Raw genomic sequence first — 24396 nt, 5'->3', positions numbered from 1 at the left:
CCGGTTCAGAACTCGTCGCCGCTGGACAGTTCCTTCTCGAACGCGTCGGCCTGCGCGACGACCGACAGCAGCGGCCGCTCGAACTCCTCGCGCAGGTGCAGCGACTTCAGCGGCACCGTGTGCTTGAGCAGCGCGACGCCGTCCACGACCGCCGCCCCGCCCACCGGCGAACCGCCCGCCAGCTCCAGCAGGCGGCGCAGGTCGATCTTGTCGGCCCAGCCGACGGCGGAGGAGATCTCGGCCCACTCGGCCCCGTCGACGTCGGGCAGGTGGTGCACGGTGACCTGTTGCGTGCGGCCGCCTTCGGTGCCCAGCCGGAACCGCAGCCAGTCCGTGCTCTCCTCGAGTACCTCGTACCGGATGCGCACGTAGTTGATCACGTCGGTCCAGATGGTCACACTCGCCCCTCTCGCCGCTCCGACTCGGGCGCCAGCTTATCCAGACCGCTCAGCTCTTGTGCGCCCGCGCCGCGGCGAAGCTGTAGACACCGAAGGCGGCCAGCCCGGCCGCCACGATCACCAGCAGCACGACGCCGTAGGGCTGTGCCGCGAGCGTGCGCAGCGCCTTGTCCACGCCGCCCGCCTGGCCGGCGTCCGACCGCAGCGCCGCGTAGCCGAGCAGGCCGCCGATGATCACGTACACCACGCCCTTGGCGACGTACCCCGCCGAGCCCAGCCACTCCACCCACGTCCCGCCGCGCAGCGGCAGGTCGAGGTCCTGGCGGAAGCTGCGTTTGATCCCCTTGACGGCCGCGGCGACCCCCACCACGACCACCACCGCCCCGGCCGCGGCCACCAGCGCCTGTCCCGCCGGCAACCGGAGCAGCCGCGCGCTCAGCTCCTGCTGCGGCTGGTTGCCCGAGGCCGACCCGCTGCCCGTGGCGATCCGGATCGCGGTGTAGGCCAGCACGAGCACCATGAGCCCACGTGCCGCGGAGCCGAGCCGGTTGCGGATCCGCGCGCCCTTGTCGGTCCGCCACTGGTAGCCGCCCGCGGCCATCAGGAACTGCCACACCCCGAACGCGACCAGCCCGAGCGCCAGCACCCACAGCACGGCCTGGCCGGCAGTGCTGGATCCGACCTCCTGCAGCGCACCCTTCTGGTCGGCCTCCTTGCCGCTGTCGCCGGACGCCACGCGAACCGCCAGGTAGGCGACGACCAGGTGCACCAGCCCCCAGCACGCCATGCCCACGCGCCCCGCTACCTGCGTCGCCGTGCTCCGCCGTGCCCGGGACGCTCTGCCCGTTGCCGTGCCGCTCGTCATGCGCGCCTCCTCGTCCACCCCGACCACTCGATCGGGTGTACCCGGCAGGTGGCGGGTTAAGCCGGGGGAGCGGCGCACCAGGGCAGCGGCCGCCGGTCCGGGGATCCGTCGCCGGCCCCGCTAGCCGAGGCCGTCGAGCAGCAGGTCCGCCACCGCTCTGGCCGTCAGGGCCGGACCGCCGGGCGCCACCGAGCCGGCCGAGGACGCCGCCACCAGCATCCGCGCGGCGGTGTGGTGGCGGGAGGTCGGACGGCGATGGCCGGTCGCCCGCGCGAGGTAGACGGTGATCGCGTCGGTGATGCCGTCGTGGATCTCGCGGGCGCGGGCCCGCAGCTCGGGGTGGTGCTCGCTTTCCCGGAACACGATGCGGTGCATCGGCGTCTGCTCACCCAGGTGCCGCGTGAGCCGCCGCCACAGCTCGGTCACCGCGAGGCGCGGATCGGCCGGCACCTCGGCCGGCACCAGGTCGGCCAGGGTCTGCGTGGACCGCTCCCGGATCAGCGCGAGCAGCAGCCCTTCCTTGGTGCCGAAGTGGTAGAAGATCAGTCCCTGCGGTACCCCGGCCGCGGCGGCGAGGCGGGCCGTCGAGGTGCGGGCGTAGCCGTGTTCGGCGAACAGCTCCTCGGCCGCGGCCAGGATGCGGTCGCGGCCCGCGGAGCCGTGCCCGGTCACTAGAACTCGGTGACGCCGGCGTCCGGGGCGAGCTCGTGCGCGGTGACGTACTTCGACTCGTCCGAGGCCAGGAACAGCACCGTGTCGGCGATGTCCGCGGGCTCGGTCATGGCCACCGGCAACAGGTTCGTCAGCATCCCGGCCAGTTTCGGGTCCCGCTCGAACGCCCGGGCGAACGCGGCCTGCAGCGACTCGCCGGTCATCGGGGTGTTCACGCCCGCGGGGTGCACGCTGTTGACGCGGATGTGGTGCCGCGCCAGTTCGGCGGCGAACGCCTTCGCCATCCCGCGCACGGCCCACTTGCTCGTCGTGTACGGCAGGAGGAACGGCTGCACCTTCATCCCGGCCGCCGAACTGATCAGGATGATCGACCCGCCGCCGCGCTCCACCAGGTGCGGCGCGCCCACCATGACCGTGTTCCACACGCCACGCACGTTGACGCCGAGGGTGTCGTCGAAGACCTCCTCGGTCACCTCGTCCCACATCGCCGGCACGCAGATCCCGGCGTTGGCCACGACGATGTCGAGCCCGCCCAGCTCCGCCACCCCGGCGTCGACACCGGCGCGCAGCTTCGCCAGGTCCCGCACGTCCGCCTGCACCCGGACCGCTCGCCGCCCGGTCTTCTCCACCAGGTTCGCGGTCTCGTCCAGGTCCGCGAGCGTGGTGGAGGAGTAGGTCACGCTGGGCAGCGTGTCCGCGATGTCCACCACGATCACGTCGGCGCCCTCCTGCGCCAGCCGCACCGCGTCGGCCCGGCCCTGCCCGCGGGCCGCGCCCGTGACCAGGGCGACCTTGCCCGCTACCCGTCCCGCCATGTGCCGGTCTCCTCGTCTCCCGCGCCGTCACGGGGTCGCCGCCGAGCGTGCTCTTGAGTGAGTACTCAGTCAAGGGGCCCGCCGGCGACCGGGCACCGGCATGGGTTGCCGCCCCGCGTCGCGGGTACCGGACCGGGGAGGGAAAGGAGACGCCATGCCGAAACCGGTGTCCGAGCAGGTGGTCGTCATCGCGGGCGCGTCCAGCGGAATCGGGCGGGCGGCCGCGCTCGCCTTCGCCGGGCGCGGCGCCAGGGTCGTGTGCGCGGCACGGGGCGAGGCGGCCCTGGATTCGCTGGTGCGCGAGATCCGGGACGGCGGTGGGCAGGCCGTCGCGGTGCCGACGGACGTGGCCGATCCCGGCGCGGTCCGGGCCCTGGCGGCCGCCGCGGAGCGCGAGTTCGGCCGGATCGACACCTGGGTCAACGCCGCGGCGGTGGCCGTGTTCGGTCAGGTCGAGGAGATCAGCGACGCGGAGTTCGACCGGGTGATGCGGGTGAACTTCCTGGGTCAGGTGCACGGGGTGAAGGCCGCGCTGCCCGCGTTGCGGCGCGCCGGCGGCGGGGTGATCATCGGGATCGCCTCGGTGGAGGGGGTCCGGTCGGTGCCGCTGCACGCGCCCTACACGGCCAGCAAGTTCGCGCTGCGCGGGTTCTACGACTGCTTGCGGATGGAACTCGCCCAGCGGGGCGAGCAGATCGCGGTGACCACGATCCTGCCCGCGGCGATCGACACGCCGTTCTTCGAGCACTCCCGCAGCAAGATGGGTGCGCTGCCGAAACCGCCGCCACCGGTTTACGCGCCGGAGACCGTGGCCGAGAACGTGGTGTTCGCCGCCGAGCACCCGCGGCGGGAGATCCCGGTCGGCGGGGCCGCGCTGGCGTTCTTCTTCGGCCAGCGGTTCTCGCCCGCCCTGACCGATGCGCTGCTCGCGGTGCGCCGGCTGGGTTCCGCCGCCTTCCGCGACGACCGCCCGGACAACGGAGTGGACAATGTGGACACCCCGGTGGACGAACCCGGGCGGGTGCACGGCAGCGAGCCCCGGCGCGTGCGGCCGGGCAGCGTGTTCAGCAGGACGATCGCCCGCCTGCCGAGGCCCGGGGAGCTGCTCACCGCGGCGGTGTCCGCCCGCCACCGCCGGCACGCGGCGGGCTGACCGCCCGGTCAGGGGGCGGGCGCGGTCCCGCCGAGGTGAGCGGGCAGCCACCACCGGTCGCCGGGGCCGGTGGGAGAGTCCGGGTACCCGGCCTGGACCTGGTCCAGCAGGGTGCGCATCCGGTTCCGCAGCTCCCGGGTGACCTCGCCCGGGTCGTCCTCCGGGCGGGGGTGCAGCGGCTCGCCGATCAGCACCGAGATCGGCAGGTGGCGCCGCGTGAGCGTGCGCGGCCGGCCCTTGGTCCACAGGCGCTGGCCGCCCCACACGGCCATCGAGATCAGGGGCACCTCCGCCTGGGCCGCCATCCGGGCTGCGCCGGACTTGACGTCCTCGACGGTGAAGGAGGTGCTGATCGTCGCTTCCGGGAAGACGCCGACGACCTCGCCGGCGCGCAGCCGCGCCACCGCCTCGTCGTAGGCGCCGCGGCCGGCGGCGCGGTCGACCGGAATGTGGCCCATGCCGCGCATCAGGGGACCGGAGATCCGGTGGTCGAAGACCTCCTTCTTGGCCATGAACCGCACCAGCCGCCGCGCCGGCAGCGCGCCCAGCCCGCAGAACACGAAGTCCAGGTAGGACACGTGGTTGCAGGCGATCACCGCGCCGCCCTCGGCCGGGACGTGCTCGCCGCCCTCGACCCGCAGCTTCAGATCCAGGACCCGGATCAGGGTCTTCGCGAAGAGGATGACGGGTGGGTACACCACCTCGGCCATACCGTCAGGTTACGGGAGCGTAGGTTACTTGTGCGTACGGCGCGGGTCTCAGTGGGCGGCCGGCGCCTGCTCGGTGGCCTTCGCGCGCGCCGCGGCGACGCGGTCGGCGTGGCTCGGCGGGTTCGCCGGCACGTGCGCCGGCCGCCGGGCCTCCATCTCCTTGCGCAGCACCGGCACGACCTCCCCGGCGAGCAGGTCGATCTGCTCCAGCACCGTCTTGAGCGGCAGGCCGGCGTGGTCGACGAGGAACAGCTGCCGCTGGTAGTCGCCGACGTGCTCGCGCATCGTGGCGTACCGGTCGATCACCTGCTGCGGGCTGCCGACGGTCAGCGGGGTCGTCGCGGTGAACTCCTCCATCGACGGGCCGTGGCCGTAGACCGGGGCGTTGTCGAAGTACGGGCGGAACTCGTTCCAGGCGTCCTGGGAGTTGCGGCGCATGAACACCTGCCCGCCCAGGCCGACGATCGCGGTGTCGGCCGGCCCGTGGCCGTAGTGCTCGAACCGCTGGCGGTAGAAGTGCACCATCTTCTTCGTGTGCGACATCGGCCAGAAGATGTTGTTGTGGAAGAAGCCGTCCCCGTAGTAGGCGGCCTGCTCGGCGATCTCCGGGCTGCGGATCGAGCCGTGCCAGACGAACGGCGGCACCCCGTCGAGCGGGCGCGGAGTGGCGGTGAACCCGCGCAGCGGCGTGCGGAAGTTCCCCTCCCAGTCGACCACGTCCTCCTCCCACAGGCGGCGCAGCAGCGCGTAGTTCTCGATCGCGAGCGGGATGCCCTGCCGGATGTCCTGGCCGAACCACGGGTAGACCGGGCCGGTGTTGCCGCGGCCCATCATCAGGTCCATCCGCCCGTTCGAGATGACCTGCAGCATCGCGTAGTCCTCGGCGATCTTCACCGGGTCGTTCGTGGTGATCAGGGTGGTCGAGGTGGACAGGACGATGTCCTTGGTGACGCCCGCCAGGTAGCCGAGCACCGTGGTGGGGGAGGACGCGACGAACGGCGGGTTGTGGTGCTCGCCGGTGGCGAACACGTCGAGCCCGGCCTGGTCGGCGTGCCGGGCGATGGTCAGCATCGACCGCACGCGCTCGGTGTCGTCCGGTGTCCGGCCGGTGGTCGGATCCGTGGTCACGTCGCTGACTGAGAAGATCCCGAACTGCATGACAGCCTCCTGCTGATCCGGTGTTCGGCCGGTGCAACGTCTCGCGCGGAAGAATATTCCTCGCGAGATTAAGTGAGGAGCGGCACCACCACGTCCCGGAGGCCGGGCGACAGCGCGACGGTGGACGCCGAGGACACGGTGTGCTCGCTGCCGTCGGTGTCGAGCACCAGCCCGCCGGCCTCGCGGACCAGCAGCACACCGGCCATCGTGTCCCACGGGAGGTTCGACAGGATGATCGTGGCGTCCAGCCGGCCGTGCGCGACCCAGGCCAGGTCGGCTGCCGCCGTGCCGATCATCCGCACCCGCTGCGCCCGCGCACCCAGCTGCTCGAGCAGGGACAGCCGCAACCGGTTCTTCGGTCCTGCGTCCTCGCCGATGGCGAAGTCGCCCAGCGACACCATCGCGCCGGCCAGATCGCGCACCCCGGACACGCCGATCCGGGTGTCCCCGGCGAACGCGCCGTGACCGGTGGCCGCGGTGTAGACCGTGTCCAGGAACGGCAGGTCGATCGCCGCCACCACGCTGCGCTCGCCCGACACCAGGGCCAGCGAGATCCCGGTCAGCGGGATGCCGCGCGCGAAGTTCGCGGTGCCGTCCACCGGGTCCAGGGCCCACCACCGCGGGCCGCGGTCGCCGCCGTGCTCCTCACCGACGACACCGATCTCCGGGGTCTCCCGCGCCAGGAACTCGCGCACCGCGTCCTCGACGGCGAGGTCGATGTCGGTCACCAGGTCGCGTTCGCTCTTCTCGGTCACCGACCGCGGCGCGCGTGAGGTGAAGATCCGCCGTCCGATCGCGACGGCCTCGCGGGCAACCGGCAGCAGGTCGGCGTGGTCCACGTCAGGACTCCGCGACGTCGAAGGCGTCCACCTGCGGCAGCACGTGGCCGAGCCGGTCGCGCTTGGCGGTCAGGTACCGGATGTTGTGCGGGCTCGCGGGAGCCAGCAGCGGCACCCGCGCCGCCACCCGGATGCCGTGCGACTCCAGCGCCGCGATCTTGTCCGGGTTGTTCGACATCAGCCGCACCGACCGCACACCGAGGTGCCACAGCACCCGCGCCGCCGGGCCGTAGTCGCGCACGTCCACCGGCAGGCCGAGGGTCGTGGCGGAATCGACGGTGTCCAGGCCGTGCTCGTCCTGCAGGACGTGCGTGCGCACCTTCGCCACCAGGCCGATGCCGCGTCCCTCGTGCCCGCGCAGGTACACCAGCACGCCGCTGCCCTCCGCGACGATCGCGTCCAGTGCGGCGTGCAGCTGTTCGCCGCACTCGCAGCGCACCGCGCCGAACACGTCTCCGGTGAGGCATTCCGAGTGCACCCGCACCAGCACGTCGTCCCGCGGGAGGGGGCCGTGCACCAGCGCCAGGTGCTCGGCGCCGTCGGCGAAGGCCACGGCGCGGAACTCGCCGCGGCGCGTGCCCAGGGTCGATTCGGCGATGTCCTGCTCACGCACGGTGTTCCCCCTCATCATCGACCGGGAACTTGCCCTCCCCGGTATACCTGAAGCGATGACTCCGCTCCCGCCGGACACGACCGCCGACGTGCGCGACCGCGCGCCGGGCGTGGCCGTCCTGCCCGTCGGAAGCCTCGAACAGCACGGCCCGCACCTGCCGCTGACCACCGACACCCTGATCGCGTCCGCGGTGGCCGAGCGCATCGCCGCGGAACACCGGTTCTGGCTGCTGCCGCCGGTCACGATCTCCTGCTCGCACGAGCACGCGGCCTGGCCCGGCACGGTGAGCATCTCGGCCACCACGCTGATCGCGGTGGTGGAGGACATCGCGGCGTCGCTGCGGTCCTCCGGTGCCGGCAAGCTCGTGCTGGTCAACGGGCACGGCGGCAACCACGTCCTGGCCAACGTCGTCCAGCAGGCCCGCGGCGCCATGGTGCTGTTCCCCAGCTACGGCGAGTGGCAGGCCGCGCGGGCCGCGGCGGGCGTGACGACCACCAACGACGAGGACATGCACGCGGGCGAGCTGGAGACCTCCCTCCTGCTCGCCACCAGCCCGGAGGTGGTCAGGCCCGACTACGCGGCCGCGGACTCGGCACCCGGCGATCTGCGCCACCTCCTCTCGCTCGGACTGGCTCCCTACAGCAAGTCGGGCGTGGCCGGTCATCCGTCACGGGCGAGTGCGGACAAGGGCCGGGCGGTCCTGGACGCGCTGGCCGGGTCGTTCCGGGCGCACCTGCCCGTCCTCGGAGCGGGAGAGTGAGGATCCCCGGCAGCGCGGCGACCACCAGCGGGACCACGGCGGTCACCGGCGCGGCCACCACGTAGCCCCGCCCAGCCAACACCCCACCCGGAGCAGCAAACACGCCGCGCGGAGCAGCCAACACGCCGCGCGGAGCGGCAAACACGCCGCGCGGAGCGGCAAACACGCCGCGCGGAGCGGCAAACACGCCGCGCGGAGCGGCAAACACGCCGCGCGGAGCGGCAAACACGCGGTGGCGGCGTGTTTGCTGCTCGTGGCGCTGTGTTTGCTGCTCGGGCTGGGGTTGGCCGGTGGTGGCGGGGTGTGGGCTGTTGGGCGCCGCTGGGTCGGCGCGGGCGGGTGGCATCAGGACGCTCCGGTCGCGAGCAGGTCGGTGTGGTGCACCACCGCGCGCAACTCGCCGGCCGCGCAGGCGTCGAGGCGGCTCCGGGTGTAGGCCGCGGTGTCGAGGTTCGGTGCGTGCTCCCGGGCGGCGGCGACCCAGCCGCGGAACCACCGTTCGGTCAGCGCCCGTTGCCGCGGCCCGAGCCGCCAGGGACTGGGCGCGAGCCGCACCACCGCACCCCGGCGTTCGAACGCGAGTGCGGCCATGGCGACCGCATCCGGGCCGAGGAGCCCGTTGCGCCGCTGGTGGGCCGCGAAGGCCGCGGCGATCTCCGCGTCGAGCGGGTCGGCGGGGGTCAGCTCGACCCGCCCGGTGACCGACAGGGTCAGCAGCGCCGGGCACCCGGCGGCGGCGCACGATCCCGCCAGGCCGTCCACGTCGGACAGCGTGAGCAGGTCGAGCAGCGCCGACGCGGTGACGAGCGAGGTGCCCCCGAGATCGAGCCGGCCGAGGTCGCCGTGGTGCGTTTCCACCGTGACGCCCGTCCCGGTGATCGACGCGCGGGCGAGCAGCGCGGGGTCGCGGTCGTGCAGGATCCAGTGCTGCGGGACCGGCAGCCGGGGCGCGAGCCAGCGCGCCATCGAGCCGGTGCCGCACCCCACGTCCCGGATGACCAGCCGGCCGCCGACGGTGCTCAGGGATGCGCGCAGCGGGCCGAGCAGCGCGGCCGCCCGGGCGGCGGCGTCGGCGGGCTCGCGCAGCGCCAGCCAGTCCGGTGCGCAGCGGGTGGTGCCGGGACCGGCGCCGTCCCATCGGTCGGGTGCCACCTCCTTGTCACGGAACACCACCGGCTTCCGGTTCACCGAGGATCCGCGACATCACCCGTGCGGCGGTCTCCCACGTCGGCAACGTGCCGCGGCGTGAGCGGGCCGCCTCGCGCAGCGCCTGCCGCAACCGCGGGGACGTCAACCACGACCGGAGCGCCTGTGCCAGCGCGTCCGCGTCGCCCGGCGGGACCACGAGGCCCGGCAGCTGCCCGGGCTCACCCGCCACCTCACCCAGCACCCCACCCAGCACTTCGGTGGGCGCGGAGGTCAGGACCGGGATGCCGCGCGCCAGCGCCTCGGCCATGGCCATGCCGTAGGTCTCCGACCGCGACGGCAGTATCAGCAGCCCGGCGCGCGCGTAGGCCCGCTCCAGCCGCGGCCCGGTGAGCGGCCCGGTGATCGTCACGCGGCCGGTCAGGCGGTGCGCATCGATCGACCGGCGCACGCGGGCCGCGAACGCGGGGCTGCGGCGCACCGGCCCGGTCAGCCGGCACCGCCACGGCAGGTCTGCCACCGCCGCCAGCGCCTCGACCAGCACGTCCTGCCCCTTGTGCGGGGTCAGCGACCCGACGCACAACAGTTCGTCACCGGAGGACGGCGGCGCCGGGTCCGTCCCGGGCACCACCACCTCGACGCGGGCGAGGCCGTGGTGCCGGCGCAGCCGCTCCGCCGTCCGGGCGCTCGTCGTCACCACTGTCCGGGCCGCGCGCAGCGTCGCCCGCTCCCGGGCGTCCAGCGCGGGATCGGCACCGGTCTCCTCGCCCAGCGGCATGTGCACCAGCACCACCAGCCGCAGCCGGGCCGAGTGCGGCACCACGATCTCCGGTACCCCGCAGGCCACCAGCCCGTCGAGCACGACCAGCGTGCCCGGTGCGGCCGCAGCGAGCTCGCGGCCCAGCCGGGCGCGCGCACCGGCGTCCGGATGCGGCCACGATCCGGGGACCGCGACCTCCCGCACCGTCCGGCCCAGGGCGGTCAGCTCCCGGCTGATCCGCCGGTCGAAGACGTTGCCGCCGCTGGGCAGCTCCGGGTCGGTGGCGTCACCGGGCTGGACGAAGATCACGGTCGTAGCTCGCCCACGCGACGTGCGATTCGTGCAGCGTCACCGTGATCCCGGCCAGTCCGCGTGCGCCCTCGCCGAGTGCGCCGTCGTGCACGCGCTCGGCGAGGGCGTCGGCGATCACCTGCGCGAGGAACTCCGTCGAGGTGTTGATCCCGGCGAACTCCGGTACCTCGTCGAGGTTGCGGTAGTTCAGCTCGCCCAGCACCGCGCCCAGCTGCTGGGTCGCGAGCCCGATGTCGACCACGATGTTGTCCGCGTCGAGCTCGGGCCGGCGGAACGTCGCGTCGACCACGAACGTCGCCCCGTGCAGGCGTTGCGCCGGCCCGAACACCTCCCCGCGGAAGCTGTGGGCGACCATCAGGTGGTCCCGCACGGTCACGCTGAACACGACCCCTCCTCCGGGTAGACGACGCGGTGGCACAGGGCGGGGAGCTCGCCCGAGGCCAGCTTCGGCATCACCGACGGCAGGTCCTCGAACGCGCACTCGCCGGTGATCAGGATGTCGAAGACGGGATCGGCGAGCAGCTCGAGGGCGAGCGCGAGCCGGTCGGCGTGCGTGCGCCGCGACCGCCGCGCCGCGGCCACCGCCCCGACCTGGCTGGCGCGGACCGCCAGCCGGCGCGAGTGGAAGAACCCGCCCAGCGGCACGCTCACCGGCCGGTCGCCGTACCAGCTCAGCTCGATCACCTCGCCTTCGGGGGCGAGCAGTTCCAGCGACCGTGCCAGGCCCGCGTCCGTGGCACTCGCGTGCACCACCAGATCGCAGCCGGGCCGCGCGTCGGCCGGCAGCGCGAACTCCACGCCCAGCGCCGCCGCCACCGCCGCGCGTGCCGGGTCGGCGTCGACCAGCTGCACCCGCACCGCGGGGAACCGGGCGAGCAGGGCCGCGACCGCGCAGCCGACCATGCCGCCGCCGACCACCGCGATCCGGTCGCCGACCAGCGGGGCGGCGTCCCACAGCGCGTTCACCGCGGTCTCCACCGTGCCCGCCAGCACCGCCCGCCGGGCGGGCACCGTCTCGGGTACCACGGTCACCGCGCTCGCCGGCACGACGAACCGGGTCTGGTGCGGGTAGAGCGTGAACACCGTGCGGCCCACCAGCTCCGGCGGCCCGTCCTCGGCGACACCGACGTTGAGGTAGCCGTACTTGACCGGCCCCGGGAACTCGCCCTCCTGGAACGGGGCCCGCATCAGCTCGTGCTGGCTCGCCGGCACGCCGCCGCGGAAGACGAGCGTCTCGGTGCCCCGGCTGATGCCCGAGAACAGCGTCCGCACCTCGACCTCGCCGGCTCCGCACGCGGGCAGCGGCACGGCCCGGATCTCGCCCGGCCCGGGCGGGTTGAACCAGAACGCCCGTGCGGCACGTGTCATGGGCACACCTCCGGCGAAGGGACCGCGATGATCGTCCAGACCCAGCCTCGCACGATTCCGGCCCGCCAGGAACAGGCCGTGGCGGCCGGTGCACTGCTCGTGCTGGTGAGTGGGCTCGCGCTGACCGTGGGGCTGACGCCGGCCGGCTGGGTGGCCGGCGCCGGTTACGGCGGCGCGCTGTGGGTGCTGCTGACCGGCGCGCTGCGCCGCGCCGGCCGGGTCGCGCTGGGTCCGGCGGACCGGGTCACGCTGGCTCGCGCCACCCTCACCGGCGGCGTGCTTGCCCTGGTCGCCGCCGGGTCGTCCGGGCCGGTCCCGGCCGGGCTCGCGACGCTCGCGCTCGCGCTGGACGCCGTGGACGGCCGGGTCGCGCGCCGCACCGCGACGGTGTCGCCGCTGGGGGCGCGGTTCGACCTGGAGGCGGACGCGGTCCTGATCCTCGTGCTGTGCGTGCCGGTCGCGGTGGTGCTGGGACCGTGGGTGCTGCTGATCGGCGCGATGCGGTACGCGTTCGTGGCGGCCGGCTGGGTTCTGCCGTGGCTGCGCGGGCCGCTGGCGCCCGACCGGGCGCGCAAGGCGGTGGCGGCGGCGCAAGGTGTCACGCTGCTCGTGGTGGTTGCCGGGGTGCTGCCGCGTGGCGCGGCGCTGGCCGGGACCGCGGTGGCGCTCGCGGCGCTGGCCTGGTCGTTCGGGCGGGACGTGCGGACCCTGTGGCGGACGCGGTGACCGTGCGCCGGGTGACGGCCGACGTCCTGGCCTGCGGGCTCGTCCTCGCCGCGCTCGTCCTGCCGGACAGCCTGGTGGGCACCCGGCCCGCGGCGTTCCTGGTCCTCCCGGTCGAGGCGGTGGCCGGTGCCGCGCTGATGCTGGTCCTGCCGCCACGCGCACGCCGGATCACAGCGGCCGTGGCGGGTGCGCTGCTCGGGGTGCTGACGCTGCTCAAGGTCGCCGACATCGGGTTCTCCCAGGCCTTCGGCCGCCCGTTCCACCCCGTGTTCGACTGGGGCTTCGCCGGGCCCGCGCTCAGCCTGCTCGGTGGTGCGGCGCGCATCGGCACGCTGGCGGGCGCCGGGTTCGGGGTGCTGACGCTGGTGGTGCTGACGACGCTGGCGGCGCTGCGCGTGGCACGCCTCGCGGGGGAGCACCGCCGGGTCGCGGCACGGGTGGTGGCCGTGTTCACGGTGGCCTGGACCGTCGCGGCCCTCGCCGGCCTGCCGCTCGCCGCGCACACCACCAGCGCGCTGGCCTACCGCGAGGTGCGCGGTGCCGCCGCCGACCTGGCCGACCGGCGGGAGTTCGCCGCGGCCATGACCACCGACGCCTTCCGCGCCACTGCCCCGGCGGGGCTGCTGACCGCGTTGCGCGGCAAGGACGTCCTGCTCACCTTCGTGGAGAGCTACGGCCGCGCCGCGCTGGCCGGCCCGGGGGTCGACGCGCTGCTCGAGTCGGCGACGAACCGGCTGCAGGCGGACGGGTTCGGCGCGCGCAGCGCGTTCCTCACCTCCGCCACCACCGGCGGCGGCAGCTGGCTCGCCCACTCCACCCTGGAATCCGGGCTGTGGGTCGACAACGAGCAGCGCTACCGCACGTTCGTGACAAGCGACCGGCTGACCCTGTCCGGCGCCTTCGCCCGCGCCGGCTGGCGCACCGTGAACGTGCAACCGGAGAACGCCGCCGCCTGGCCGGAGGGCGCGGTGTACCGGTTCGACCGGCTCTACGACGGTCGCGACCTGGGCTACTCCGGCCCCGGTTTCGCCTACGCCGCGATGCCCGACCAGTTCACGCTGTCGGCGTTCCAGCGCGCCGAGCTCGCCCCGGGCCACCCGCCGGTGATGGCCGAGATCGACCTGGTGTCCAGCCACTGGCCGTGGACGGCGGTGCCCCGGCTGGTCGGCTGGGACGCCCTCGGCGACGGCTCGGTGTTCGCCTCGGCGACGGACCGGCCGGCCGGCGGGACCGCCGGATACGACGAGGCGGTCCGCTACTCGCTGTCGGCGCTGATCTCCTACGTGGAGACCTACGGCGGGGACGATCTGGTGCTGGTGTTCCTCGGCGACCACCAGCCGGACCCGGCGGTGACCGGCCCCGGCGCGGACCGGGACGTGCCGGTGACCCTCGTGGCGCGTGATCCGGCCGTGCTCGCCCGCATCGGTGGCTGGGGCTGGACGCCCGGTCTCCGTCCCGCGGCGTCAGCCCCGGTCTGGCCGATGAGCGCGTTCCGCGACCGGTTCCTGGCCGCCTTCGGCCCGCAGCTCAGTGCGGTTCCGGCGCGGGCTCCAGCAGCAGGACCGGGATGACGCGCTCGGTGCGTTTCTGGTACTCGCCGTACGGCGGGTAGGTCGCCACCGCGCGCTGCCACCACACCTCGCGCTCCTCGCCGTCCACCTCCCGCGCGACCATGTCGAACACCCGGGTGCCGTCGCGCACCTCGACCCGCGGTTCGGCGAGCGCGTTGTGGTACCACAGCGGGTGCTTCGGGCCGCCACCGAGCGAGGCGACGGCCGCGTACACGCCCTCGTGCTCGACCTTCATCAGCGGCGACTTCCGCAGCTTCCCGGATTTCCGGCCGACCGTGGTCAGCACGATGACGGGCAGGCCGTGCGCGGTGGTGCCCCACGTACCGCCGGAGCCCTCGTACACCGCCACCTGCTTGCGGGAGTACTCCATCGTGCTGGGTTCGTACACACCGTCGAGAGGCATCCGCGGTCCTTTCGCCGAGATCACCGTCCTGCATCAGAACGCGGGCCGCGGGCGCTTATTCCGCCGGGGCGCGGATCGCCGGTTCGGCGAGGAGTTCGCGCATGAACCCGGTGAGCCAGTGCTGCGCGGGGGTGCGTGCGTGGCTGTGCCGGGCGTAGACCGAGACCTGCGCCGGTTCGACGTCCACCGGCAGCTCCAGCAGCCGCACCCGGTGGTCGGCGGCGAAGACGTCGGCCACGAGCCGGGGCACCATCGCCACCAGTTCGCCGTCCTGCACCAGGTGGGGCAGGGTGGAAAACCGCGTCACCTCGAGCACGACCCGGTCCAGCAGGCCGTGGGCCTCGAGCGCGCGGCGCGGGCCGTCGTGCCCGGCCGGGCCGAACACCGTGATGTGCTGCTCCGCGGACAGTTCGGCCAGCGAGATCCGCGGGCCGCGCAGGCGGGGATGGGAGCGGGCGACCATGCCGACGTACCCCTCGGAGAACAGCGGGATCCGCGCCACCCGCTGCGAACTGATCAACGGCGAGGCGACGAACGCGTCGATCTCGCCGCGGCCCAGCTGGTCGACCGCGCTGGCGACGTCCAGCGGCCGCACCGTCAGCGTGACCCCGGGAGCCCGCGACGGCAGCGCGGCCATCAGCCGGGGGAGCAGCGACACCTCGCCGAGGTCGGACAGGCACAGCGTGAACCGGGCGCGGGCGGTGGCCGGGTCGAAGGTGTGCGCCCCCGCGACGGTGGACTCGATCTCGGCCAGCGCGTGGTGCAGCGGCGGGTAGAGGGCCTGTGCGGTGGTCGTCGGCACCAGCCCGCGGCCGCTGCGCCGGAACAGCTCGTCGGAGAACCGCCGCCGCAGTTTCTGCAGGCTGTAGCTCACGGTCGGCTGGGTGACGTGCATCGAGTCCGCGGTGGCCGTGACGCTGCGCGTCTCGTACAGCAGGACGAACGTGCGCACCAGGTTGAGGTCGAAATCCCGCATCATCGATCCCGTCTATGTGGTCGGGCGGCAACATTGATTGGAGCACACGCCACCTGGTCTGCGACCCTCGAGGCCAACCCGCCGTCGAGGAGGACCGCACATGCCGACCGTCCGGACGATCGCCCACGAGTTCCTGGAACGGCGTGGCCTGACCACGATCTTCGGCAATCCCGGCTCCAACGAGCTGCCGTTCCTGGCCGGGCTGCCGGAGTCCTTCTCCTACGTGCTCGGCCTGCACGAGGGTGTCGTGGTCGGCATGGCCGACGGGTACGCGCAGGCGACCGGCCGTCCGGTGCTGGTCAACCTGCACGCCGCGGCCGGTTCCGGCAACGCCATGGGCGCGCTGACCAACGCCGTCTACTCCCGCTCGCCGCTGGTGCTCACCGCCGGGCAGCAGGTGCGCTCGGCGATCGGGCTGGAGGCGATGCTCGCCAACGTCGAGGCCACCCAGCTGATGCGCCCCCTGGTCGGCTGGGCCGGGGAACCGAGCTGCGCCGCCGACGTGCCGCGCTCGCTCGCGCAGGCCGTGTTCGAGGCCGAGTTGCAGCGCCGCCCCACCTACCTGTCGGTGCCCTACGACGACTGGTCCGCCGAACTCGGCGACGACGTCACCGCCACCCTCGGCCGGAGCGTGCGGCGCGGCGGGTCGGCCGGGGAGGACCAGCTGCTCGAACTGGCCGCCCGCCTGGACGGCGCGGCCAGCCCGGTGCTCGTGCTCGGCGGTGATGCCGACGCCCTCGGGCTGTTCGACCGCGCGGTGGCCTTCGCCGAGGAACGCGACCTGCCGGTGTGGGTCGCTCCGTCGCCGCACCGGCTGCCGTTCCCCAACCGGCACCCGCTGTTCCGCGGGGTCCTGCCCGCCGGGATCGGCGCGGTGTCGTCCGCGCTCGACGGGCACGACCTGATCCTGGTGCTGGGTGCGCCGGTGTTCCGCTACCACCAGCACGTGCCGGGCCCGTTCCTGCCGCGCGGCGCGACGCTGGTCCAGGTCACCGACGACCCGGGCGAGGCGGCCCGCGCGCCGGTGGGGGAGGCGCTCGTCGCCGATCCCGGTGCGGTGCTCGACGGCCTGCGCGCCCAGCTGCCCGGGCGGGCGCCCCGGGAGACCGCGTTCGTGCCGGCCCCGGAGCCGGCCGCCGGCGAACGTGCACTGCACCCCGAGCAGGTGTTCGCCGCGCTGCGCGAGACCCAGCCGGCCGACACCGCCTACGTCGTCGAGTCCACGTCGACGAACTCGGCCTGGTGGCGGCAGATGGACCTGCGCCGCCCCGGTTCGTACTTCTGGCCCGCCGCCGGTGGCCTCGGCTTCGGCCTGCCCGCCGCGGTCGGTGTGGCGATGGGCCTGCCCGGGCGCCCGGTGGTCGGGGTGATCGGCGACGGCTCCGCCAACTACGGCATCACCGCGCTGTGGACCGCCGCCCGGTACCAGGTGCCGGTGACCTTCGTGATCCTGCGCAACGGCACCTACGGCGCGCTGCGCTGGTTCGCCGGTGTGCTCGGCACCACCGGTGTGCCCGGCACCGAGATCCCCGGCCTGGACTTCACCGCGATCGCCGCCGGGTACGGCGTGCCCGCCACGACGGCGTCCGATGTGGACGATCTGCGTGCCCAGCTCAAGACGACCTCGGCCGGGCCCCGGCTCATCCAGGTGGACACCGAGCTCACCACCCCCTGATTCCCCAATCCCAGCAAGGAGAACGGCAATGACGACGTCTCCCTCCCGGTCGGTCTGGACGGCGGTGCTGTGCTGGCTGACCGTCCTGCTCGAGGGCTACGACCTGGTCGCCCTCGGCGCGACCATCCCAACCCTGCTCAAGTCCGGGCACCTCGGCTTCACCGCGGCCGGCGCGACGGCGGTGGCGACCGTGTCGCTGATCGGTGTCGCGGTCGGGGCCGCCGCGCTCGGCCCGCTGACCGACCGGTTCGGCCGCCGGGTCATGCTCCTCGGCTCGGTGCTGCTGTTCTCGGTGTTCACGCTGGTGCTGCCGCTGGCACCGAACGTGGCGACCTTCGGCGTGTTCCGGTTCGCCGCCGGGCTCGGGCTGGGCGCTTGCATGCCGGTCGCGCTGACCGTCATGTCGGAGAACCTGCCCGCGCGGCGCCGCGCCAGCGCCTCCACCTTCACCATGACCGGTTACCACGTCGGTGCCGTGCTCACCTCGCTGCTGGCGCTGGCCGCGGTCGGGAACTGGCACGTGCTGTTCTACGGCGGCGGCATCGCCGGGCTGGTCGTCCTGCCGCTCATGTGGTGGCGGCTGCCCGAGTCGGCCGCCTACCTGGAGGCCCGGCAGGAGGACGCGGCGAAGTTCGGTTTCCGCGATCTGCTCGGCCCGGAGTTCCGCCGCGTCAGCGTCGCGGTCTGGATCGGCTCGTTCATGGGCCTGCTGCTGGTGTACGGGCTCAACACCTGGCTGCCGCAGCTGATGCGGACCGCGGGATACCCGCTGTCCACGTCGATCACGCTGCTGCTGGTGCTCAACATCGGTGCGGTGCTGGGGCTGGTGCTCGCCGGGACGATCGCCGACCGCTTCGGTATCCGTCCCATCGCCCGCATCTGGTTCGGCGCGGGTGCGGTGCTGCTCGCGCTGCTCAGCCTGAAGATCGGCAACAGCGTGGTGCTCAACGCGCTGGTGCTGCTGACCGGCGTGTTCGTGTTCTCGGCGCAGGTGCTGATCTACGGCTACGTCGCGCACGTCTTCCCGGCGCAGGCGCGGGGCACGGCGCTCGGCATGACCTCGGCGGTGGGCCGGCTCGGGTCGATCGTGGGCCCGTTCGTGACCGGCGCGCTGGTCACCGCCGGCGTGGCCTATCCGTGGGGCTTCTACTTCTTCGCCGTCGTCGCCGCGCTCGGCCTGGGTGCGATCCTGCTGCTCGGCTCGGGCCGCCGCCGGGCGGCCGGCGCGGCTCCGGCAGCTCCGGCGCCGGAAGGGCTCGGACGCTGACGCCAGGGGTGTCGTTGAACGGTGATCGGCGCATGATCCGCCCGTACTGTGGCGAAGTTGCCATTCCGCAGGTCGCGCCGCCAGGAACCACCCGGAAACCTGATCTTCAGGTTGCCCATTCCCGCTCGATCGGTAACGGTAGGTTGACCAACGATCGAGGTTTGACCCGTTCGGGTTAGGCATGGGAGAGGAGGCGCGCCTCGTTCGCGACGGCGCGTGCGTATGTCTGCTGACGCTGAGACCGAGGCCCGCGCGAGAGTGCCCGAGGAGACCGGCACGGCCGGTCACCTGCCGGACGAGCACGTTCCCCCCGTCGGCGACCCCACCCGGCCGCGGACCGACCGCACCGTGTTCGGGGTGGCCGCGGCACTGGCGCTGGCCATCATCGGCTGGGGTATCGCCTCGCCGGGCAGCCTGGCGAGCGTCGCGGACACCGTGCTCAACCACGCGGTGATCCCCTACGGCGGCTGGGCGTTCGTGCTGGCCGCGAGCGGTTTCGTGGTCTTCGTCGTCGCACTGGCGGTGAGCCGGTACGGGCGCATCCGGCTCGGCCGGGACGACGAGCAGCCGGAGTTCCGCACGGCGTCGTGGATCGCCATGATGTTCAGCGCCGGCATGGGCATCGGCCTGATGTTCTTCGGCGTGTACGAGCCGGTGTCGCACCTGGCCAGCCCGCCGCCGGGCACCGCGGCGCCCAACTCGGACGAGGCCGTGCACACCGCGATGGCCACCACCCTGTTCCACTGGACCGTGCACCCGTGGGCCATCTACGCGGTGGCCGGGCTCGCCATCGCCTACAGCACCTTCCGCCGCGGCCGCAGTCAGCTGATCAGCGCCGTGTTCGCACCGCTGCTGGGCCGGCGCCGCACCGAGGGGCCGCTGGGCAAGGCCATCGACGTGATGGCGATCTTCGCGACCCTGTTCGGCTCGGCCGCTTCGCTGGGCCTCGGTGCGCTGCAGGTCGGCGGCGGCATGGCCTCGGTCGGCTGGATCGACAGCCCCGGCACCGGGCTGCTGGTCGGGATCATCGCGATCCTCACCGTCGCGTTCGTCGCCTCGGCGGTGTCCGGCATCGCCAAGGGCATCCAGTGGCTGTCCAACATCAACATGGTGCTCGCCGCGCTGCTCGCGGTGTTCGTGCTGGTCGTCGGCCCGACGGTGCTGATCCTCAACCTGGTGCCCAGCGCGATCGGCGACTACTTCCGGGAACTGGCCGAGATGTCCGGCCGCTCCGGGGTGACCGGCGGGCAGCCGATGCAGACGTGGCTGTCCGGCTGGACCGTCTTCTACTGGGCGTGGTGGATCTCCTGGACGCCGTTCGTCGGCATGTTCATCGCCCGCATCTCGCGCGGGCGCACCATCCGGCAGTTCGTGATCGGCGTGATCGCGGTGCCGAGCGTGGTCAGCCTGGTGTGGTTCGCGATCTTCGGCGGCGCGGCGATCGAGAAGCAGCGCGCCGGGGTCGACATCGCGGGCGCGGGCAGTTCCGAGTCGGCGACGTTCACCCTCCTGGAGCACCTGCCGTGGTTCGTGCCGATGGCGATCCTGGTGATGATCCTGGTGTCGATCTTCTTCGTCTCCGGGGCCGATGCGGCATCGGTGGTGATGGGCACGCTGTCGCAGCGGGGTGCGGTCAACCCGCACCGCAACCCGGTGATCTTCTGGGGTGTGCTGACCGGGGCGGTCGCGGCGGTGATGGTGCTGGTCGGCGGCGAGGACGGCCTGACCGGTCTGCAGAACCTGACCATCCTGGTGGCGGTGCCGTTCGTGGTGGTGATGGTCGCGTTGTGCGTGGCGTTGTACCGCGACCTGCGATCGGATCCGCAGGTCATCCGGGAGCGCGAGATGCTGCGCTCGCTGGCGGAGATCCACGACGAGCGCACCGGCGGCGAGCGGGGGCGGCGCCGCCCGCGCGCCCGCCGCGGCTGACGGCCGGAAGCGGGTCACCCGTCCGCCGGGGTCACCGGTGCCTGCCGTGCGGGCCGGCGGGCCGCGACCGACCGCACGACCAGGTGGGCCAGCAAGCCGAACGGCGACAACAGGATCGTGAGCACCAGGATCGGCGCCAGGATCGCGTGGGTCACGCCCCGCGCCCGCGCGTCGTGGTACATCCAGCGGCCGATGAACAGGTCGAACGCGATCAGGTGCGCCCAGATCGCGGCGGCGCCGTGCGGGGTCCCGAGGAACGCGCGCAGTGTCTCGAGGTCCGGCCGGCTCACCACCGGCCACAGCGTGCCGAACTCGCCCACCGCGAACACCAGGTAGACCACCAGTGGTGGCAGCACGATCCACGGCGAGCCGATCACCCGCCGGGTCACCGCCCAGCCGGGGGCGAAGATCATCAGCGCCCAGAACGGGACGGCCAGGTTGAAGGTGATCTGGAACAGGGCCGCCGTGCTCATGCCACGCTCACTTCCGGTCGGCGGGAGTCGAGGAGGGACCACGAAGCCCCGGCGGCCACGGCGACGGCGAGCCCGGCCAGCGCGAGCAGCGTCGGCCCGTCGGGGTGGATCAGCGGCCGGCCGCGCAGCGCCTGCCACGTCACCAGCGCGACCAGGCCGGCGTACCCGGCCGCGGCCACCAGCACCAGCCGCGCGCGCACCCTCTCCGGCCGCAGGCGCGGGACCCGCCGGGCCAGTGCGCTCAGCAGCAGCGCCAACAGCGGCAGCGCCTGCAGGGCGTGCATGCCCACGAAGTGCGGGATGCGGAGGTCGCCGCCGGTCGTGCTCCAGCCGGTGACGGGCATGACCGGCCCGCCGTCGGGCACGCCCACGCTGTGCGCGCCGATCATGCCGCCCAAGGTGCCCTCGTGCAGCGATCGCGCTTGCTCCGGGGTGGGCCCGAGCATCAGCCCGGCCAGCGCGAGCCCGGCCAGCGACACGACCGCGCCGAGCCGTACCGCCCACCGCGCCGCCGGGTCGGCGATCTTCGTCCGCAGCACCAGGACGGTGAGCACGAGGGTTCCCGTCCACAGGGCGGCGATCGAGATCCCCATGATCGAGAACAGTGCCTTGTCGAACGGGGTCGCGACGTTGAAGTGGCTCGCCCGGCCGCGGATCACCTGCGTCACGATGATCGTGTACTCGGTCAGCAGGATCGCGGCGAGCGCGGTGGACACGCGCGCGGCGAGGCGGCGGCCGCGGTCGAGGAGGGTGAGCATCCATGCCCACGTCACGCAGTACACCGCGATGGACACGGCGAACTTGAGCGGTTTGAGCCAGATCGGCGCGCCGAGCAGGATGCGGTCGTCGACCACGAGGCCGCCGGCCGACACCGCGGTCATGACGGCCATGACGGCGGCGGTCCACATCATCGGGCGGTGCCAGGCGGAGGCCCGGCCGAGCAGGGTTGTCATGGCAGCTCCTTTGAACCGATAGAACAGATAGAACGACTATCCAATACGGAAAGCTACCCTATCCATCCGGTCGAGTCCATGGTGTGCCGCGGGTCGGCTCAAGATCGAAATATCGTAGATTGTCGATATCACTGCCGCGCGCGGGCCGCTCCCGCGAACGCGAGATCGCTACAGGGTTTGCCCGAGCACCGCCACCAGCTCGGCGATGCGCTGCTCGTCGCGCCGGTAGTGCGTCCACTTGCCGACGCGGGTGGCGCGCACCAGCCCGGCGCGCTGCAGCTCGGCCAGGTACGCCGAGACGGTCGACTGCGCCAGCCCGGCCTTCGCCTGGATGTGACTCACGCACACCCCGACCTCGACCGGATCGGCGATCGCCTGGTCCATCGGGAAATGCCGCTCGGGCTCACGCAACCACGACAGCAGCTGCAGGCGCACCGGGTTCGACAAGGCCCGCAGCGCGCGGACGACGCCGGGGTCCGGGGTGACCGCCGCTTCCGTCATGCGTCCACATTACTGGGGCCGGTGGCGGCGCGGGGTGATGCGCACGTGCGGCAGCTCGGGCGCCGGCAGCCGGGACACGGCACCCCGGTAGCCCTCGACGCGGCCGAACTGGTCCGACCCGGCCTCCCACGCCGCGCGGTGCGCAACGATCTCCTCGTGGCTGCGGCCCACGAAGTTCCACCACATAGCGAACTCCATCAGCGTTTCCGCCAGGACATGCCGCCGTCCTTCTGTCGCCAGCCAGGGCTTGCTTGCGAGCCCAGGCCGCTCGCCGCCGCCCGCGGCAGCCGGCAGTCAGTAGCGGCCGGCCAGCAGGCCCCCGTCCACGAGGAATTCGGCGCCGGATGCGTAGGCGGACTCGTCGGAGGCCAGCCATGCGACCATGCGGGAGATGTCGGCGGGCTGCCCGATGCGCGGCACCGGCAGCGTGGCGAAGAACGCGCTCTGGTCCTGGCCCTCCCACTCGGGATCGCGGGTCATCGCGGTGTCCACGCCGCCGGGGTGCACGGAGTTGACCCGGATCCCGGCGTGGCCCAGCTCCAGCGCCGCACAGCGGGTCAGGCCGCGGATAGCGAACTTGCTTGCGGTGTACGCGGACATCCCGGGCGCCCCGACGAAGCCGTTGGTGGAGGAGATGTTGACGATCGAGCCGCCGCCCGCCTCGGTCATCGCCGCGGTGACCGCCTTGATGCCGATGAACTGGCCGACGGTGTTGATGTCGAGGCAGTGGCGAAAGTCGTCGGCGGAGGTGTCCGCCATCGGGCTGATCGGCTGCACGCCGGCGTTGTTGACCAGTACGTCGAGCCGGCCGAACCGGGATATCGCGACGGCGACCGCGGCGTCCCAGGCGGCTTCGGAGGTGACGTCCAGGTGTACGTAGTAGGCGTGTTCGCCGAGCGAGTCGGCGACGGCCCTGCCTGGTTCGTCGAGGACGTCCCCGAGGACGACCTTGGCGCCGGACGCGACGAAGTGGCGGGCATGGGACTCACCCATGCCGCGCGCGGCACCGGTGATGAGGGCGACTTTGCCGTCGAGGTTGGTCACGGTTTGCTCCTGGATCGGATGGTGGCGGGTGGAGGCGGTCAGACTCAAGCGGTCGCGTGTGACGGGTTCGTGGTCACGCGGGGGCTCCGTCGGGCAGGCCGCCGGAGAGCGGGTCGATGCGCAGGCGTGCCACGCGGGTGGACGCGATGCGCCAGGCGCCGCGTTCGACGCGGTACTGGTCGTGGTAGTGCCCGTAGCCGTGAAAGCCCCGCGGCAGGCCGTCCGAGGGGAACTCGACGTAGTCGAACATCGCCCACACGCCGCTCGCCTGGTCCCTGGAGATCAGGGTGATCTCCGGCATGTGTCCGTGGTGGACCGTGCGCAGCGGGGTCAGGACCTTGGACAGGAACGCGGTGATCGCGTCGCCGCCGTCGCGAGGGAAGCCGTCGATGTCCATGTGGGCGTCGTCGGTGAACACCTCGCGCAGCGCGGTCCAGTCCTTGGTGTCCATCAGTCGGAAGTAGCGCGCCTTCAGCTGTTTGATGTCCTCGATCGCCGCGAGGCGCTCGGCAGCGGACGCAGGGGTGAGTGCGGTGGGTGCGGGCTGCGACAAGGGGCCCTCCTTGGGGTGTACAGGATCGCACTGCTGTTGAATATTCGACATTTGGTCGGAGGCGCCGGTGACCAGTGCCCATGGCCGGCACCGCTGGGTGAGGGTCTGCTTCGAGGCGGACATGCGGTTCTCCCGATCGGGCAGTTCGGATGCCCGGCCGGTGGGTGCGGGGTCGAATCAGGCGCGAGCGAACACGTCGTACGTGCCGAGTTGGTGCGTGACCTCCTGGCGCCAGGAGGCGACCCGCCAGCCCTGTCCGGTCCGGACCAGTTCGGCGTGGTACCAGCCGAAGCACTCGTAGACGAGCTCGGCGCGTTCGGCCGCGCCGATGTGGTGGACCCGCATCTTGACCGACGCCGTGGCCCGGTCGCCTTCCACCACGACCCGCTCATTGCCCATGAGATGCTGCGTGGGGCCGCACCCGTCGAGGTATCCGCGGATCATCCCGACGAGGGCCGCCCGCCCCTGGACGACCTCGGTCCCGTTGTAGTCGGCGTGCACGTCCTCCAGGAAGACCCCGTCCAGCGCGGACCAGTCGCGGCGGTCCAAGGCGTCGGCGTAGGCGTGGAACAGGCCGGTGACAGCGCGTGCGTCGAGGCTTGCGGACATGCAGGTGACCTTCCGTGTGCGCGGATCGCTGGTAGGGGACGGTCGTGACCGGGGACCGGGCGGGGTCGGCCCTCCCGTGGCGGACCCGGGCAGGGCCGCGTTCTGTGTCGTCGTCGGCAGGTGCCAGGACCGTATCCGTCACGGCTC

At 73.1% G+C, this 24396-nt stretch carries 27 protein-coding genes and 1 pseudogene; 7 read left to right on the top strand and 21 right to left on the bottom strand.

The window, feature by feature from the left end; genetic code table 11:
- Positions 1-5 precede the first annotated feature (5 nt).
- From FHX46_RS15920 to FHX46_RS15905, 4 genes are all read right to left on the bottom strand, one after another.
- Positions 6-398 (bottom strand): hypothetical protein, encoded by a 393-nt coding sequence (locus FHX46_RS15920; RefSeq protein WP_167115247.1) that lies wholly within the window; start codon positions 396-398, stop codon positions 6-8.
- A 49-nt stretch (positions 399-447) separates the two neighbouring features.
- Positions 448-1263, bottom strand: a complete 816-nt coding sequence (locus FHX46_RS15915) for a DUF1206 domain-containing protein (RefSeq protein ID WP_167115244.1) — start codon at positions 1261-1263, stop codon at positions 448-450.
- A gap of 120 nt (positions 1264-1383) precedes the next feature.
- Positions 1384-1935 carry a TetR/AcrR family transcriptional regulator gene (locus tag FHX46_RS15910; RefSeq protein WP_167115241.1) on the bottom strand — a complete coding sequence of 184 codons (552 nt, stop codon included), beginning with the start codon at positions 1933-1935 and terminating at the stop codon, positions 1384-1386.
- Complete coding sequence (locus FHX46_RS15905) at positions 1935-2750, bottom strand: mycofactocin-coupled SDR family oxidoreductase (RefSeq protein ID WP_167115238.1); 816 nt, start codon at positions 2748-2750, stop codon at positions 1935-1937. Before FHX46_RS15905 ends, FHX46_RS15910 begins: the two co-directional genes overlap by 1 nt.
- A gap of 154 nt (positions 2751-2904) precedes the next feature.
- On the opposite strand from FHX46_RS15905, the gene FHX46_RS15900 reads away from it, so the two are divergent.
- Positions 2905-3903, top strand: coding sequence for an SDR family oxidoreductase (locus FHX46_RS15900; protein ID WP_167115235.1), 999 nt, complete (start codon positions 2905-2907; stop codon positions 3901-3903).
- A gap of 8 nt (positions 3904-3911) precedes the next feature.
- Here the strand turns inward: FHX46_RS15900 and FHX46_RS15895 are convergent, their stop codons facing one another.
- The 4 genes from FHX46_RS15895 to FHX46_RS15880 form a co-directional block, all read right to left on the bottom strand.
- Positions 3912-4613, bottom strand: a complete 702-nt coding sequence (locus tag FHX46_RS15895) for a lysophospholipid acyltransferase family protein (RefSeq protein WP_167115232.1) — start codon at positions 4611-4613, stop codon at positions 3912-3914.
- Positions 4614-4661: 48 nt separating this feature from the next.
- Positions 4662-5771: an LLM class flavin-dependent oxidoreductase gene (locus tag FHX46_RS15890; protein ID WP_167115229.1), complete on the bottom strand. Its 1110-nt coding sequence runs from the start codon at positions 5769-5771 to the stop codon at positions 4662-4664.
- Positions 5772-5839: 68 nt separating this feature from the next.
- Complete coding sequence (locus FHX46_RS15885) at positions 5840-6610, bottom strand: inositol monophosphatase family protein (RefSeq protein WP_167115226.1); 771 nt, start codon at positions 6608-6610, stop codon at positions 5840-5842.
- Position 6611: 1 nt separating this feature from the next.
- Positions 6612-7241: a GTP cyclohydrolase II gene (locus FHX46_RS15880; protein WP_243871279.1), complete on the bottom strand. Its 630-nt coding sequence runs from the start codon at positions 7239-7241 to the stop codon at positions 6612-6614.
- 37 nt (positions 7242-7278) lie between these two features.
- Here FHX46_RS15880 and FHX46_RS15875 point away from each other — a divergent pair, with 37 nt between their 5' ends.
- A complete protein-coding gene (locus tag FHX46_RS15875; RefSeq protein WP_167115223.1) occupies positions 7279-7983 on the top strand; it encodes a creatininase family protein in 705 nt (234 codons plus the stop codon).
- A 345-nt stretch (positions 7984-8328) separates the two neighbouring features.
- On the opposite strand, the gene FHX46_RS15870 is transcribed toward FHX46_RS15875, so the two are convergent.
- The 4 genes from FHX46_RS15870 to FHX46_RS15855 are packed head-to-tail and all read right to left on the bottom strand — an operon-like array spanning position 8329 to position 11569.
- On the bottom strand, positions 8329-9135 hold the full coding sequence (locus FHX46_RS15870; RefSeq protein WP_313886284.1) for a class I SAM-dependent methyltransferase: 807 nt from the start codon (positions 9133-9135) through the stop codon (positions 8329-8331).
- Positions 9136-9142: 7 nt separating this feature from the next.
- Positions 9143-10198 carry a glycosyltransferase family 4 protein gene (locus tag FHX46_RS15865; RefSeq protein ID WP_167115220.1) on the bottom strand — a complete coding sequence of 352 codons (1056 nt, stop codon included), beginning with the start codon at positions 10196-10198 and terminating at the stop codon, positions 9143-9145.
- Positions 10176-10586, bottom strand: a complete 411-nt coding sequence (locus FHX46_RS15860) for a 6-pyruvoyl trahydropterin synthase family protein (RefSeq protein WP_167115217.1) — start codon at positions 10584-10586, stop codon at positions 10176-10178. The genes FHX46_RS15865 and FHX46_RS15860 overlap by 23 nt, the downstream gene beginning before the upstream one ends.
- On the bottom strand, positions 10574-11569 hold the full coding sequence (locus FHX46_RS15855) for a zinc-dependent alcohol dehydrogenase (RefSeq protein ID WP_167115214.1): 996 nt from the start codon (positions 11567-11569) through the stop codon (positions 10574-10576). Before FHX46_RS15855 ends, FHX46_RS15860 begins: the two co-directional genes overlap by 13 nt.
- Before the next feature lie 27 nt (positions 11570-11596).
- On the opposite strand from FHX46_RS15855, the gene FHX46_RS15850 reads away from it, so the two are divergent.
- Both FHX46_RS15850 and FHX46_RS15845 read left to right on the top strand, forming a co-directional pair.
- Positions 11597-12295 (top strand): CDP-alcohol phosphatidyltransferase family protein, encoded by a 699-nt coding sequence (locus tag FHX46_RS15850; RefSeq protein WP_167115212.1) that lies wholly within the window; start codon positions 11597-11599, stop codon positions 12293-12295.
- A complete protein-coding gene (locus tag FHX46_RS15845; RefSeq protein WP_167115209.1) occupies positions 12280-13866 on the top strand; it encodes a sulfatase in 1587 nt (528 codons plus the stop codon). Before FHX46_RS15850 ends, FHX46_RS15845 begins: the two co-directional genes overlap by 16 nt.
- Here FHX46_RS15845 and FHX46_RS15840 read toward each other — a convergent pair.
- Together FHX46_RS15840 and FHX46_RS15835 are read right to left on the bottom strand one after the other, a co-directional pair.
- Complete coding sequence (locus FHX46_RS15840) at positions 13823-14269, bottom strand: nitroreductase family deazaflavin-dependent oxidoreductase (protein ID WP_167115206.1); 447 nt, start codon at positions 14267-14269, stop codon at positions 13823-13825. The genes FHX46_RS15845 and FHX46_RS15840 overlap by 44 nt on opposite strands.
- Positions 14270-14324: 55 nt before the next feature.
- The gene (locus FHX46_RS15835; RefSeq protein ID WP_243871278.1) at positions 14325-15248 is read right to left on the bottom strand and encodes a LysR family transcriptional regulator; all 924 of its coding nucleotides are present in this window, start codon (positions 15246-15248) and stop codon (positions 14325-14327) included.
- A gap of 97 nt (positions 15249-15345) precedes the next feature.
- Between FHX46_RS15835 and mdlC the strand changes: the two genes are divergently transcribed.
- From mdlC to FHX46_RS15820, 3 genes are all read left to right on the top strand, one after another.
- Entirely contained in the window at positions 15346-16920 is a 1575-nt protein-coding gene (gene mdlC, locus FHX46_RS15830) for a benzoylformate decarboxylase (RefSeq protein ID WP_167115204.1), read from the top strand.
- A 28-nt stretch (positions 16921-16948) separates the two neighbouring features.
- Complete coding sequence (locus FHX46_RS15825; RefSeq protein WP_167115201.1) at positions 16949-18187, top strand: MFS transporter; 1239 nt, start codon at positions 16949-16951, stop codon at positions 18185-18187.
- Between the two features lie 222 nt (positions 18188-18409).
- Positions 18410-20116, top strand: coding sequence for a BCCT family transporter (locus tag FHX46_RS15820; protein ID WP_208400161.1), 1707 nt, complete (start codon positions 18410-18412; stop codon positions 20114-20116).
- A gap of 14 nt (positions 20117-20130) precedes the next feature.
- Here the strand turns inward: FHX46_RS15820 and FHX46_RS15815 are convergent, their stop codons facing one another.
- From FHX46_RS15815 to FHX46_RS15785, 7 genes and pseudogenes are all read right to left on the bottom strand, one after another.
- Positions 20131-20589 carry an ABA4-like family protein gene (locus FHX46_RS15815; protein WP_167115198.1) on the bottom strand — a complete coding sequence of 153 codons (459 nt, stop codon included), beginning with the start codon at positions 20587-20589 and terminating at the stop codon, positions 20131-20133.
- Positions 20586-21542 (bottom strand): hypothetical protein, encoded by a 957-nt coding sequence (locus FHX46_RS15810; protein WP_167115195.1) that lies wholly within the window; start codon positions 21540-21542, stop codon positions 20586-20588. Before FHX46_RS15810 ends, FHX46_RS15815 begins: the two co-directional genes overlap by 4 nt.
- A gap of 168 nt (positions 21543-21710) precedes the next feature.
- The gene (locus FHX46_RS15805; protein ID WP_167115192.1) at positions 21711-22043 is read right to left on the bottom strand and encodes an ArsR/SmtB family transcription factor; all 333 of its coding nucleotides are present in this window, start codon (positions 22041-22043) and stop codon (positions 21711-21713) included.
- Between the two features lie 9 nt (positions 22044-22052).
- Positions 22053-22238: pseudogene (locus FHX46_RS15800) on the bottom strand (pirin family protein); the annotation flags it as partial.
- 99 nt (positions 22239-22337) lie between these two features.
- Complete coding sequence (locus FHX46_RS15795; RefSeq protein WP_167115189.1) at positions 22338-23087, bottom strand: glucose 1-dehydrogenase; 750 nt, start codon at positions 23085-23087, stop codon at positions 22338-22340.
- A gap of 73 nt (positions 23088-23160) precedes the next feature.
- Complete coding sequence (locus FHX46_RS15790) at positions 23161-23640, bottom strand: nuclear transport factor 2 family protein (RefSeq protein WP_208400160.1); 480 nt, start codon at positions 23638-23640, stop codon at positions 23161-23163.
- 177 nt (positions 23641-23817) lie between these two features.
- Positions 23818-24249 (bottom strand): nuclear transport factor 2 family protein, encoded by a 432-nt coding sequence (locus FHX46_RS15785; protein WP_167115186.1) that lies wholly within the window; start codon positions 24247-24249, stop codon positions 23818-23820.
- Positions 24250-24396 lie beyond the last annotated feature (147 nt).

The organism is Amycolatopsis viridis, from assembly GCF_011758765.1.
Taxonomy (GTDB): Bacteria; Actinomycetota; Actinomycetes; order Mycobacteriales; family Pseudonocardiaceae; genus Amycolatopsis_E; species Amycolatopsis_E viridis.
The sequence above is the reverse complement of the archived record's forward strand: the minus strand, read 5'-3'. Positions and strand labels throughout refer to the sequence as shown.